The organism is Thermobifida halotolerans (assembly GCF_003574835.2).
GTDB lineage: Bacteria > Actinomycetota > Actinomycetes > Streptosporangiales > Streptosporangiaceae > Thermobifida > Thermobifida halotolerans.
Window position 1 is genome coordinate 4,775,075 of sequence record NZ_CP063196.1, and the last position, 12,314, is coordinate 4,787,388.

14 protein-coding genes and 1 pseudogene are annotated in these 12,314 nt (G+C 70.2%); 7 read left to right on the forward strand and 8 right to left on the reverse strand.

All coding sequences use genetic code 11. The annotated features are described in order from the left end of the window. Window positions 1-21: 21 nt before the first annotated feature. From hisG to purS, 5 genes are all read right to left on the reverse strand, one after another. Window positions 22-876: an ATP phosphoribosyltransferase gene (gene hisG, locus NI17_RS21365; protein WP_068689983.1), complete on the reverse strand. Its 855-nt coding sequence runs from the start codon at window positions 874-876 to the stop codon at window positions 22-24. A gap of 81 nt (window positions 877-957) precedes the next feature. Beyond that, complete coding sequence (locus tag NI17_RS21370) at window positions 958-1,221, reverse strand: phosphoribosyl-ATP diphosphatase (protein ID WP_068689985.1); 264 nt, start codon at window positions 1,219-1,221, stop codon at window positions 958-960. 121 nt (window positions 1,222-1,342) lie between these two features. After that, the gene (locus tag NI17_RS21375) at window positions 1,343-2,170 is read right to left on the reverse strand and encodes an SDR family NAD(P)-dependent oxidoreductase (protein ID WP_068690369.1); all 828 of its coding nucleotides are present in this window, start codon (window positions 2,168-2,170) and stop codon (window positions 1,343-1,345) included. Between the two features lie 116 nt (window positions 2,171-2,286). Further along, on the reverse strand, window positions 2,287-2,730 hold the full coding sequence (locus NI17_RS21380) for an ATP-binding protein (protein ID WP_068689987.1): 444 nt from the start codon (window positions 2,728-2,730) through the stop codon (window positions 2,287-2,289). Between the two features lie 100 nt (window positions 2,731-2,830). After that, the gene (gene purS / locus NI17_RS21385; RefSeq protein WP_068689989.1) at window positions 2,831-3,073 is read right to left on the reverse strand and encodes a phosphoribosylformylglycinamidine synthase subunit PurS; all 243 of its coding nucleotides are present in this window, start codon (window positions 3,071-3,073) and stop codon (window positions 2,831-2,833) included. A gap of 462 nt (window positions 3,074-3,535) precedes the next feature. On the opposite strand from purS, the gene NI17_RS21390 reads away from it, so the two are divergent. From NI17_RS21390 to NI17_RS21405, 4 genes are all read left to right on the forward strand, one after another. Continuing rightward, the gene (locus NI17_RS21390; RefSeq protein ID WP_068689991.1) at window positions 3,536-4,135 is read left to right on the forward strand and encodes a sigma-70 family RNA polymerase sigma factor; all 600 of its coding nucleotides are present in this window, start codon (window positions 3,536-3,538) and stop codon (window positions 4,133-4,135) included. Window positions 4,136-4,567: 432 nt separating this feature from the next. Beyond that, the gene (gene pdhA / locus NI17_RS21395; RefSeq protein WP_068689993.1) at window positions 4,568-5,680 is read left to right on the forward strand and encodes a pyruvate dehydrogenase (acetyl-transferring) E1 component subunit alpha; all 1,113 of its coding nucleotides are present in this window, start codon (window positions 4,568-4,570) and stop codon (window positions 5,678-5,680) included. Continuing rightward, window positions 5,677-6,660, forward strand: a complete 984-nt coding sequence (locus NI17_RS21400; RefSeq protein ID WP_119268087.1) for an alpha-ketoacid dehydrogenase subunit beta — start codon at window positions 5,677-5,679, stop codon at window positions 6,658-6,660. Before pdhA ends, NI17_RS21400 begins: the two co-directional genes overlap by 4 nt. Before the next feature lie 12 nt (window positions 6,661-6,672). Then, complete coding sequence (locus NI17_RS21405) at window positions 6,673-8,040, forward strand: dihydrolipoamide acetyltransferase family protein (RefSeq protein WP_068689995.1); 1,368 nt, start codon at window positions 6,673-6,675, stop codon at window positions 8,038-8,040. Between the two features lie 166 nt (window positions 8,041-8,206). Here NI17_RS21405 and NI17_RS21410 read toward each other — a convergent pair whose 3' ends face one another. Continuing rightward, a complete protein-coding gene (locus NI17_RS21410) occupies window positions 8,207-8,431 on the reverse strand; it encodes a hypothetical protein (RefSeq protein WP_068689997.1) in 225 nt (74 codons plus the stop codon). A gap of 131 nt (window positions 8,432-8,562) precedes the next feature. Between NI17_RS21410 and NI17_RS21415 the strand changes: the two genes are divergently transcribed. From NI17_RS21415 to NI17_RS21425, 3 genes are all read left to right on the forward strand, one after another. Next, a complete protein-coding gene (locus NI17_RS21415; RefSeq protein ID WP_068689999.1) occupies window positions 8,563-9,315 on the forward strand; it encodes an exonuclease domain-containing protein in 753 nt (250 codons plus the stop codon). A 119-nt stretch (window positions 9,316-9,434) separates the two neighbouring features. Further along, window positions 9,435-11,264: a BCCT family transporter gene (locus tag NI17_RS21420; protein ID WP_068690001.1), complete on the forward strand. Its 1,830-nt coding sequence runs from the start codon at window positions 9,435-9,437 to the stop codon at window positions 11,262-11,264. Between the two features lie 18 nt (window positions 11,265-11,282). Beyond that, window positions 11,283-11,435, forward strand: a complete 153-nt coding sequence (locus NI17_RS21425; RefSeq protein WP_147416976.1) for a DUF4175 domain-containing protein — start codon at window positions 11,283-11,285, stop codon at window positions 11,433-11,435. A 481-nt stretch (window positions 11,436-11,916) separates the two neighbouring features. On the opposite strand, the gene NI17_RS21430 is transcribed toward NI17_RS21425, so the two are convergent. Beyond that, the gene (locus tag NI17_RS21430; RefSeq protein ID WP_234401806.1) at window positions 11,917-12,081 is read right to left on the reverse strand and encodes a DUF397 domain-containing protein; all 165 of its coding nucleotides are present in this window, start codon (window positions 12,079-12,081) and stop codon (window positions 11,917-11,919) included. An 11-nt stretch (window positions 12,082-12,092) separates the two neighbouring features. Beyond that, window positions 12,093-12,299: pseudogene (locus NI17_RS21435) on the reverse strand (Scr1 family TA system antitoxin-like transcriptional regulator); the annotation flags it as partial. Window positions 12,300-12,314: the final 15 nt, after the last annotated feature.

The window sequence follows — 12,314 nt, forward strand, 5'->3', positions numbered from 1 at the left end:
ACTGCGGACCTCCCCGGCCGCCTACAGGCGGCAGGCGTAGATGTCGGTGACCAGGATGGCGCGCGCCCCGATCTCCCAGAGATCGTCCATGATCCGCTGGGCGTCCCGGCGCGGCACCATGGCGCGCACCGCGACCCAGCCCTCCCGGTGCAGCGGGGAGACCGTGGGTCCCTCCATACCGGGAGTGAGCGCGATGGCGTCGTCCAGGCGCTCGGCGTGCACGTCGTAGTCCATCATCACGTAGTCGCGGGCGACGAGCACGCCGCGCAGTCGCCGCAGCATCTGCTCGACCTTCGGGTCGTCCGGCTCCCCCCTGCGGCGGATGACCACGGCCTCGGACTCCAGGATGGGGTCGCCGAACGTCTCCAGCCCGGCCTGGCGCAGGGTGGTACCGGTGGACACCACGTCGGCCACCGCGTCGGCCACGCCCAGTTGGATCGAGCTCTCCACCGCGCCGTCCAGGTGGATGACCCGCGCCTCGATGCCGCGCTCGGCCAGGTAGGCGGCGAGCAGTCCCTCGTAGGACGTGGCGATGCGCTTCCCCGCGAGGTCCTCGACCTTCATCGAGGAGCCGTTGCGCGCGGCGAAGCGGAACGTGGAGTTGCCGAAGCCCAGCGGCAGCAGTTCCTCGACCGGGGCGCCCGAGTCGAGCAGCATGTCGCGGCCGGTGATGCCGACGTTGAGGATGCCCTCGCCGACGTAGACGGCGATGTCCTTGGGGCGCAGGAAGAAGAACTCGGTCCCGTTGTCGGGATCGAGCATGACCAGGTCGCGCGAGTCCTTGCGCTGACGGTATCCGGCCTCGCTCAGCATGGCGACGGCCGGTTCGGAGAGCTGGCCCTTGTTGGGCACGGCGATGCGGAGCAGGTCGTTCATGAGGTGCTTCCTCGACTCACGGGTTCAGGTTCTGGACGTCGGGACAGGGCCGGTCTCGGGGACGGGAGGTGCGAGACCGACCTACAGATGCCGGTAGACGTCCTCCAGACGCAGGCCACGCGCCAGCATCAGGACCTGGAGGTGGTAGAGGAGTTGGGAGATCTCTTCGGCGGTCTGTTCGTCGCTCTGGTACTCGGCGGCCATCCAGACCTCGGCCGCCTCCTCGACGACCTTCTTGCCGATCGCGTGCACACCGGCGTCCAGTTGGGCGACCGTGCCCGACCCCGCGGGCCGGGTCCGTGCCTTCTCGGACAGCTCGGCGAACAGCTCTTCGAAGGTCTTCATGATCTCTTTCCTCGACGGCGTGCCTTCCTAGGGTAGGCGCAGCCGACTCCGGAGCGGGAATCGGAGGAGGCGAAGCCGCGGTGAACAGTTGCGCGGACCGCTCGGCGCGGGCGGGGAGCGGTCAGGGGGAGACGCGTCTGGCCACCGCGTTGAACAGCCCGGACGGGAGGGCGTGCAGCAGGGCGCTGGCCGCCCGGTACTGGAGGCCGGGCACCACCCGGACGCGGCCCGCGGCCCAGCCGCGCAACGAGTCGGCGACCACGCGCTCCTTGGGGACGAACGCGATGTCGGGCAGTCCCATCTCCTGAACGTAGCGGGTCATGTCGGTGCGCACGTAGCCGGGGAGCACGGCGGACACCCGCACGCCGTGTCCGGCCGTCTCGACCGCCAGCGTGTCGGTGAAGGACAGCACGTAGGCCTTGGAGGCGGCGTAGACCGCGCCTCCCGGGGAGGACGGGAGCAGTCCGGCCACGGAGGCGACGTTGATCACCCCGATCGGTCGGGGGCGTCCGGAGCCGCGGAGCCGTTCCGCGCGTCCGATCTGCACCGGCAGCACGGCACGCGCCAGTCGGGTGAGCGCGCGGATGTTCAGCGCGAGGGTGCTGTCGACCGTCTCGGTCGGCTGCGTGGCGAACTCACCGCCGTGCCCCCGGCCCGCGTTGTTGACCAGCAGGTCGATCGGGGCGTCCGCGGCGTCGCCGGTCGCGCGCAGCCGTTCCTCGACCGCGGACAGGTCCGCGTCCCGGGTGAGGTCGGCGGGCAGGGGCCGCACCCCGACCCCGTAGCGGTCGGCCAGGTCGTCGGCGAGGGCGGCGAGCCGGTCGGCGCTGCGGGCGACCAGTACGAGGGAGTAGCCGCGTTCGGCCAACTGCCGGGCGTACTCCGCACCGATCCCGGTCGAGGCTCCGGTGACCAGCGCGGTACGGGGATGGGCGTGGCGATCGCTCATGGTCACGCATGGTATCGCCGCCGTGCGCCGGATGCGGAGCGGGTGACCGGTGGCCCGAAGCGGTCACCGGGCCCCGGTGACCGGCCGGCGGTCCCGGCAGGCGCCTTCCGGGCGGTTCATCCCCCGGCGGCCGTGGCGGCCAGGCTGCGCCCGGCCGAGGGAAGAAGACACAGCCGCTTGGACATGTGGACCGTGGTCCGGCCGTTGGAGGCCACATCGAAGACGACCTCGTCCATGAGGGAGTGCATGAGGAAAACACCCCGCCCCGACTCGGATTCCGGAGCGGGACGGGGCGGCGCGACCGCCGGAGTGAAATGACGGCCGGTATGCGTGATCCTCAACGTGCAGAAAGTCCGTTCGATGTGGACCGAAACCTGGTAGTCAGGTGCGGGTTCCCCGTGGTCGACGACGTTGGCGCACGCTTCGGAGGCCGCCGTCAGGATGTCGCGTCGGCACTCGGGGCAGACACCGTGGACCCTGAGAGTACTTCCCAGGAAATTCCGCAGTACGGGGACGGTGTACGCCGCCCTGGGCAATGCGACCAGGAATCGCTCATCCATCCGAGTCAGCCCCCCAAACCCGTCGGCACGGTTAGAGACTTTCCCGGGGCTATTCCTGTGAAACCGCTTAATTTCGGACAGATTACGGCGTCCGCGTGGGCTACTCCACGCGCAGGGAGAAGTCCTCGATGACCGGGTTCGCGAGCAGGGTCTCGGCGAGTTTGCGGACCTCGCCGAGACGGGTCTCGTCGGCCTCGCCCTCGATCTCGACCTCGAAGCGCTTGCCCTGCCGGACCTGGGTCACCCCGGAGAAGCCGAGACGCCCGCAGGCGCCCAGGATGGCCTGCCCCTGCGGGTCCAGGATCTCGGGCTTGAGCATGACATCGACGATGACGCGGGCCACGGGTCCTCCAGGTTGTGCCGCACAGGTGGTGGAAGCGCCGCGTTGTGCCCCCGCGGGCACGGTTCACGTGGGAGGGGATCCCTCCAGCGGGCGGACCGGCGGGTCCCGGTCGCGGCGGTTCGGCTCAGACAAACCAGAGCGTACGGCACTGTCAGCACGGGGGAAACCGGCGGCTCGGCGCGACGGCATGTGTGTGGCGCTCTGTCACGGGAAGCGGATCGGTAGCACCGGACGCGCGGACGTGGAGAGCGGAAAACCCGTGGATGCTGCGGCCGGTACCGACGGTGTGCGTCTCCCCCCACGGGAGAGGGCTTGAAGAATCCTTCTTACCGGATTCTTACCGCGGATACACCCGGAAAGGGGATTTCGTGACTTTAATCACCTGAAGTGCAGGCATCAAGGATCGGTCCGGAGCGCGTCTCAACAAGTGGCAGCATCCACGGTCGTCGTTAGGGGGAAATTTTGACGACCATTGAACTCGAACGCTCGGCGGACGCCACCGCCACCGCGGAGGTTCCCGACTTCACCGAGGCCGTCACGCCCTACGCGGACCAGCTCTACCCGGCGGCCCTGCGGATGACCAGGAACTCGGCCGACGCCGAGGACCTCGTCCAGGAGACCTTCGCCAAGGCGTTCGCCAACTTCCACCAGTTCCGCGCGGGAACCAACCTGCGCGCCTGGCTCTACCGGATTCTCACCAACACCTTCATCAACGGCTACCGCAAGAAGCAGCGGGAGCCCCGCCAGGAGACCACCGACGAGATCAAGGACTGGCAGCTCGCCGCGGCCGACACGCACGCGTCCACCGGTTCGCGTTCGGCCGAGGCCGAGGTCCTCGACCGGCTTCCCGACTCCGCGGTGCGCACGGCGCTGGCCCGGCTGCCGGAGGAGTTCCGTCTGGTCGTGTACCTGATCGACGTCGAGGGCTTCTCCTACAAGGAGGTGGCCGAACGGATGGACACCCCTCTGGGCACCGTCATGTCGCGGCTGCACCGCGCCCGCAGGCAACTGCGCGTGCTTCTCGCGGACTACGCCAGGGAGCGCGGACTCCACGCCGGCTGACCGGAGCCGTACCTCTCGGGGCGTGCGGCATCCGGTCCGCGACGCGCCACGCGCTCTCGCTCTCTCCTCACGGCACGGCCGCGGGCTCGCGTGAGCGGTGCTCCGCCACCCGACCGTTGCTCCTCGACAACCTGAGGTCCGCCATCCGGCGCGGCCGATCCGCGGAACCGGACAGATGCTAGGAAGACCGAATTTTTATTCGGTTTCCCTTGTATTTGCTAGGAAGCCCTGGTATTTGGGGTTTTCTGCGTTCTGCGGGATCATGGCCCAGATCGACGCGAGGTGTCGCTTAGGGCTTGCGCCGCCCATAGTGATATCTGTCACGATGGCGGTAGGGCTACCCGATCACACCCGTTACCCCGGGCAGATCGGGCGGACAACAGGCCGACCAGCGGTACCCCGTCAGTCGGCCCCGAGACCGAGGAGCGACAGGTGTCCGACAGCGCCGCGCACGAAGAGCAAGAACTCATCCAGCTCTTGACCCCTGATGGGGAGTCCGTCCCTCACCCCGACTATCCACTCGACCTGACAGCCGAAGAGGTACGCGGCCTGTACCGCGACCTCGTGCTGGTGCGGCGCCTCGACGCGGAGGCCGTCGCGCTGCAGCGACAGGGCGAACTCGGCCTGTGGGCCTCCCTGCTGGGCCAGGAAGCCGCGCAGATCGGCTCGGGCCGCGCCCTGCGGCGGCAGGACGTGGTCTTCCCGTCCTACCGCGACCACGGTGTGGCCTGGTGCCGCGGACTGGGCTCCAAGGAGCTGCTGGGCCTGTTCCGAGGTGTCACCAACGGCGGCTGGGATCCGGCCGAGTACAACTTCTACCTCTACACGATCGTCATCGGCAGCCAGACGCTGCACGCCACCGGTTACGCGATGGGCGTCCAGCGGGACGGCGCGCTCGGCGAGGACGGCATCGCCGTCATCACCTACTTCGGCGACGGCGCCACCAGCCAGGGCGACACCAACGAGGCGTTCAACTACGCCGCGGTCAACAACGCGCCGATCGTCTTCTTCTGCCAGAACAACCAGTGGGCCATCTCCGAGCCCTCGGAACGCCAGTCGCGGGCGCCGATCTACCAGCGGGCCGCCGGATTCGGCTTCCCGGGGCTGCGCGTGGACGGCAACGACGTGTTCGCCTGCCTGGCGGTCACCCGCGAGGCGCTGCGCCACGCCCGCGAGGGGCAGGGGCCCACGCTGATCGAGGCGTTCACCTACCGCATGGGCGCGCACACCACCTCCGACGACCCCACCCGCTACCGGCTCTCGGCGGAGGCCGAGGAGTGGCAGCGCAAGGACCCGATCAGCCGGGTGCGGGCCTACCTGGTCCGTGAGGGCATGGCCGACGACGGGTTCTTCGCCGCGGTCGACGCCGAAGCCGAGGAACTGGGGGCGCGGGTACGCACCGACTGCCGGGCGCTGCCCGATCCCGCACCCCTGGACATCTTCCGCGAGGTCTACGCGGAGCCCCACAGCCACCTGGACCGGCAGCGAGCCGAGTTCGCGGACTACCTGGCCTCCTTCGAGGGCGCGGAAGGAGCGGCCCGATGAGCGGAACCGAACTCACCCTGGGCAGGGCGATCAACGCGGGACTGCGCCGTGCCATGGAGAACGACCCCAAGGTCCTGATGATGGGCGAGGACATCGGCAAGCTCGGCGGGGTCTTCCGGATCACCGACGGCCTGTACAAGGACTTCGGAGCGGACCGGGTGATCGACACCCCGCTGGCCGAGTCCGGCATCATCGGCACCGCGATCGGACTGGCGATGCGCGGCTACCGCCCGGTCTGCGAGATCCAGTTCGACGGGTTCTTCTTCCCGGCCGCCAACCAGACGTTCACCCAGCTCGCCAAGTTCCGGGCGAGGTCCGGGGGACAGTTGCGGATGCCCGTCGTCATCCGCATCCCCTACGGCGGAGGCATCGGCGCGGTCGAGCACCACAGCGAGTCGCCCGAGGCCTACTTCACACACACCGCGGGGCTCCGGACGGTCACCGTCGCCAACCCCGAGGACGCCTACTGGATGATCCAGCAGGCCGTCGCCTGCGACGACCCGGTGGTCTTCCTCGAACCCAAACGCCGCTACTGGGACAAGGCACAGGTGCGCACCGAGGGCACGCCCGAGACGGCCACCCCGATGGGCGCGGCCCGCGTGGCCCGCTCCGGCACCGACATCACCCTGGTGGCCTACGGGCCGATGGTCAAGATCGCGCTCCAGGCGGCCGAGGCCGACACCGAGCGCTCCATCGAGGTCGTCGACCTGCGCTCACTCTCCCCGGTGGACTACGACACCGTCTTCGAGTCGGTCCGCCGCACCGGACGCCTCGTCGTCGCGCACGAGGCCCCGGTCAGCAGCGGACTGGGGGCGGAGATCGCCGCCCGGGTCACCGAGTCCTGCTTCTACCACCTGGAGGCCCCGGTCGTCCGGGTCGGCGGGTTCGACACCCCGTACCCGCCGTCGCGGCTGGAGGAGCACTACCTGCCGGACCTGGACCGGGTCCTGGACGGTGTCGACCGCGCGTTCGCGTTCTGAGGGAGCTGGGGCATGACTCAACAGGGGATACAACGGTTCGCGCTGCCCGACGTCGGGGAGGGCCTGACCGAGGCCGAGATCCTGTCGTGGAACGTCCAGCCGGGCGACGAGATCCGGGTCAACCAGATCATCTGCGAGATCGAGACGGCCAAGGCCGCGGTGGAGCTGCCCAGCCCGTTCACGGGACGGGTGGTCGAGCTGCTGGCGGAGGTCGGGACCACGGTCGAGGTGGGCTCCCCGATCATCGCGGTGGACACCGGCGGTGCGGACGGGACGCCGCAGCCGCCCGCGGAGGAGCCGCGGGAGGCGCGGGTTCCCGCCCGGTCCGAGGAGGACAGGCGCGAGCCGGTGCTCGTCGGCTACGGCGTGAAGGGCGGAGCCACCCGGCGCCGTGCGCGCAGGCGGACCGGACCGGCCGCACCGCCCCGCCCCGCCTCCCCCGGGCGGGGAACCGGGACGCGGACGGTGGTGCTGGCCAAGCCGCCGGTACGCAAACTCGCCAAGGACCTCGGCGTGGACCTGCGCGCCGTGGCCCCCAGCGGACCGGACGGGATCGTCACCCGTGAGGACGTGCGGCGGCACGCGGAGCAGAGCCTGCCGCGCACCCCGGCGGAGCCCCGTCCCGCCCCGGAGACCGCCGGACAGCCGGCGGCCCCGGCCGTCGTCGACCGCGCCGCGCGGGAGGAGCGCGTCCCCGTCAGGGGGGTGCTGAGGCACATGGCGACGGCGATGGTCGACAGCGCGTTCACCGCGCCGCACGTGACCGAGTTCCTGCAGGTGGACGTCACCAGGACGGTGAAGGCCGTGGGCAGGCTGCGGGAGCGCCCGGAGTTCGCGGGAGTGAAGGTCTCCCCGCTGCTGCTGGTGGCTCGGGCGCTGCTCATGGCGGTGCGCCGCCACCCGCGGATCAACGCGTCCTGGGACGAGGCGAACCAGGAGATCGTGGTCAAACGCTACGTGAACCTGGGGATCGCGGCGGCCACCGAGCGCGGTCTGGTCGTGCCGAACATCAAGGACGCCGACCGGTTGCCGCTGCCGGAACTGGCGCGGGCGCTGACCGACCTCACCGAGACCGCGAGGGCGGGCAGGACCGCACCGGCGGACCTGAGCGGCGGCACCATCACGATCACCAACGTCGGTGTCTTCGGTGTCGACGGGGGAACTCCCATCCTCAACCCGGGGGAGGCCGCGATCCTGGCGTTCGGCCAGATCCGCGACATGCCGTGGGTGCACAGGGGCAGGATCAGGGTCCGCAAGGTGACCACGCTGTCGCTGGCCTTCGACCACCGCCTGGTCGACGGTGAACTGGGCTCGAAGGTCCTGCGCGACATCGGCGCGGTCCTGGAGGACCCCGAGGAGCTGGCCCTGGCCTGGGGGTGATCCCGGGAGGCTCCGGGGCCGCCCGGCGACTCTCCCCCTGGTTTCCCGGCACCGGCCTGGTGGCCGGTGCCGGGAGGCCGGGGAGAACGTTCCGGGGTGGCTTCGACCCGAGGAGGGCCTGGAACCGGTGCTGGGAGGTCGGGGCCGTCCGCCTGGACGCTCCTGATCAGGGGGCCGCGTCCTCGGCCGGTTCCTCGGCGGACTCCTCGGCGGTCCGGGCGTCGAGGGCCGCGCGGATGGCGTTCTCGGCGGCGTCCAGCCCGGCCCTGGCGGTGATGGCGTTGGTGTGCGCGCGGTCCAGGTCGCCGAGCGCGATGCAGTCGAACGACACCCGGGCGTCGTGGATGGCCTGTTCCAGTTGGCGCGATGCTTCTTCGAGACTGACGTCCATGACTCTCCCTGACACTCGTTGTCCCATACGCCCCAGGAATATCCCCGAGTCACCGCCGCGGTATGCACGGCATCTCGGGGCCGGGGTTGTGAACAGGCGTTTTTGTCACCACTGACCAGTAGAGTCACGGCATGACGGACAACAGCGCGACCGCGCCCGGTTGGCACCTGTGCCCCCTGGCCGCCTTCGACCTGGAGACGACCGGTGTCGACCTCGAACACGACCGCGTCGTGACCGCCGCGGTCATCGAGACGGCCGCTGACGACATCCTCAGCGCCCGGTGGACCTGGCTGGTCGACCCCGGAACCGAGATCCCCACCGCGGCGGCCGCGATCCACGGCATCAGCACCGAGAAGGCCGTCGCCGAAGGCCAGCCCGCCGCCGTCGCGGTGGCCGCGATCACCGACGTCCTGGAACGCATCCTGACCGCGGGAACCCCGCTGGTCATCATGAACGCCCCCTTCGACCTCACCATCCTCGACCGCGAGTGCCGCCGCCACGGCGTCGTTCCACTGTCGGAGCGGCTCGGCGCGGTGGCCCCGGTCATCGATCCCCTGGTGCTGGACAAGCACGTCGACCGCTACCGCCGGGGCAAGCGCAACCTGGAGGCGCTGTGCGCCCACTACCGGGTGCGCCACGGCGGAGCGCACGAGGCGGGCGCGGACGCGGCGGCGGCCGCGGCGGTGGCCCGCAGCATCGGCCGCACCGTCCCGCGTCTGGCCGCCATGACCCCCGCCGACCTCCACGTGCTCCAGGTGCGCGCGGCGGCCGAACAGGCCGCCTCCTTCGAGGAGTTCCTGCGCAGGAAGGGGCGGGCCGACGCGCGGATCAACCGCTCCTGGCCGCTGATCCCGGTCGAGGAGCCGTCATCGGACCCGGTGTGACCCCGGCGGATCCGACCGTGGGTGCATGGGGGGCCGACAGCGGGGGAAGCAGGGGCGCGTAGTTTCCGCCCCTGTGTTCTCCAACGAAGGAGGCTGGTGCGCACGCGCACCGGTTCGCCGTGAAAAGACAACCCCGACCGGCCGCGACCGCGGCCGGCAGCACAGCCGACACCACGACAGCCACGGCCCGGGAACTGCTGTGGGAACCGCCGCAGACCTCCGGAGCCGAGACCAGACCGCGGACCGACTGGTTCGTCTTCACCGTCGCGGGACTGCTCACCGTGGTCTTCGTCGCCTGGGGCGTGGTCGCCAGCGACACCCTGGGCGCCGTCGCCGCCGCCCTGCTCACCGACCTGATGCGCTACGGCGGATGGGTGTTCGTGCTCGCCGCCTCGGCGTTCGTGGTGCTCGCGGTGTGGCTGGCGCTCAGCAGGTACGGAGGCATCACCCTGGGGCGGGAGGGCGAACCCCCCGAGTACGGCACGTTCTCCTGGATCGCGATGCTGTTCGCCAGCGGAATGGGCATCGGGATGATGTTCTACGGGGTGGCCGAACCGCTGACCCACTACGTCATTCCCCCGCCGGGAACCGAGGGCGACGAGACCGAGCGCGCCCTGACCGCGCTGTCCACCACGCTGTTCCACTGGACGCTGCACCCGTGGTCGATCTACGCGGTGATCGGCCTGGCCATCGCCTACGGCACCTACCGCAGGGGACGCAGCCAGTTGATCAGCGCGGCGTTCACCCCGCTGATCGGGGAGAGGGCCGCCAACGGGCCGCTCGGCAGGGTCATCGACGTGGTCGCCATCCTCGCCACCCTGTTCGGCACGGCCACGTCCCTGGGGCTGGGCACGCTGCAGATCGCGGGCGGTTTCCAGATCCTCGGCTGGGTGCAGACGGTCACCACAGGTCTGCTCATCGGCATCATCGTGGCGTTGATGGCCTGTTTCCTGCTGTCGGCGGTCTCGGGGATCTCCAGGGGCATCAAGTGGCTGTCCAACACCAACATAGTCATGGCGGCGCTGCTGCTGGTCTTCCTGCTCGTGGTGGGGCCGACCGTCTACCTGCTGAACCTGGTCCCGGGGGCGTTGGGCGACTACTTCCAGAACCTCTTCAGCATGGCCGGACGCACCGAGGGCACCGTCGGGGCCGCGGGCACCGCCGAGTGGCTCCGGACGTGGACGGTCTTCTACTGGGCCTGGTGGATCTCCTGGGCGCCGTTCGTCGGCCTGTTCATCGCCAAGATCAGTCGTGGCCGCACCATCCGGGAGTTCGTGGCCGGGGTCGTCCTGGCGCCGAGCCTGGTCAGCCTGGTCTGGTTTGTTGTCCTCGGCGGCACCGCCATCGACCTGCAGGCGTCGGGGACCGGCCTGGCCCAGGCCGGCGGACTGGAGGAGCAGTTGTACGGGACGCTGGGGTACTTCCCCTGGAGTACCGCGGTGAGCATCCTGGTCGCGGCGCTGGTCGCGATCTTCTTCATCACCGGCGCGGACACGGCGTCCATCATCATGGGCACCCTCTCCCAGCGGGGGGCGAGCGAGCCGCGGCGGCCCATGACACTGCTGTGGGGTCTGCTGATCGCCGCGGTCGCCGCGATCATGCTGCTCGTCGGCGAGGGGAGCGGCACCGCCATCCAGGGGCTGCAGAACCTCACCATCCTGGTGTCGGCTCCGTGGTTGGTCGTGACGCTGCTGCTGTGCGTGGCACTGCTGCGGGACCTGGCCCGCGATCCGCTGGTCGCGCGCACGCGCAAGGCCCGGGAGGCGATATCGGAGGCGGTGGTCACCGGTGCGCGCGCCTACCACGGTGACTTCCGGTTCGTTGTCTCCCCGGCAGAGGAGGAGCCGACGGGAACGAACGGGGCCGACCCGGCGACCCCGCGGCGGCGGACGCCGCATAGTGCGGCCCCGGAGGGTAGTGGCCCCCAGAGTGAACCGCCCCCGTCGTGACACCCTTCGGAGGACGCGATGCTGAACCTTGTTCTGGCCCTGCTGGCGATCTGGCTGGTGCTGTCCATTCTCGGACTGGTCATCGAAGGACTGTTCTGGCTGTTCGTCATCGGTGCCGTGCTTTTTGTGGCGACCGCCATCTGGGGGGTGGTCCAAAAGCGCAACGGCTGACCGAGGGGCACGGAGCGGACCGACTCCGCGCCCCGCCCACCCCGAACACCGACGGTCTTGACCGATGCGGCCATGGCCTGCGGTTTCGGCCTTCTCGCGTCAAGAGCATCGGTGGTTACCGGACCACCCTCAGGACAACACCGGGAAGCAGGGGGCAGGGCATTCCAGAGAATGCCCAGACGCGCTCCACCCCGGGTCGGCGGCGGAGTGGAGAGGCGCCCCGGCGCCGATCCATCCGCGCCTCCACGGACGGAGAGTTCGCGGCGCACGCCGCACCCCGGCCCGGCCCGCGACCGTGTGACGGTCGCGGTTGCCGGGCTGTGGTTCTCTGACGTCCCGGGGCCGTGGTCCCCGCCGCCGTGGCTGCTGGACACGGAGAACCGTCAGCGGGCAACCGACCGCCCCGAACACTGGTGATCTTGACGGACGGGGCCTGTGAACCGCGATTATGGCCCTCTCGCGTCACGGTCATCATCACTGCTTACAGGCGCTCGGCCTTCAGGTCCGCGAGGAAGGCGGACCACGCCCCCGGAGCGAAGTCCAGGTGGCCCGAGCTCTCCCGCACCAGCACCGCACCAGGCGTCTCGGCCGCCTCGACGCATTCGCCGTCGGTGTCATCGCTGTAGCTGGACCTGTGCCCGTTCAAGTGCTGAGCGGTCAGGGGAACTCTCCTCGGATCTGCGCGATCAGCTTCCGGGAGGCCGCCGGAGGCAGCGCGACCCCGAGCAGGTCGCCGGACAGCCGCGTGTGGTCGCTCACCCGCTCGGCGTCGTCGGTCGCCATGCCCGCGCCCCGTGTCTCCACGTACAGCACGCTCCCCCGGTCGGGGATCCCGTATGACCTTGTCCGCATCCGCTCCCCGGGAGAGCCCCGTGCCCG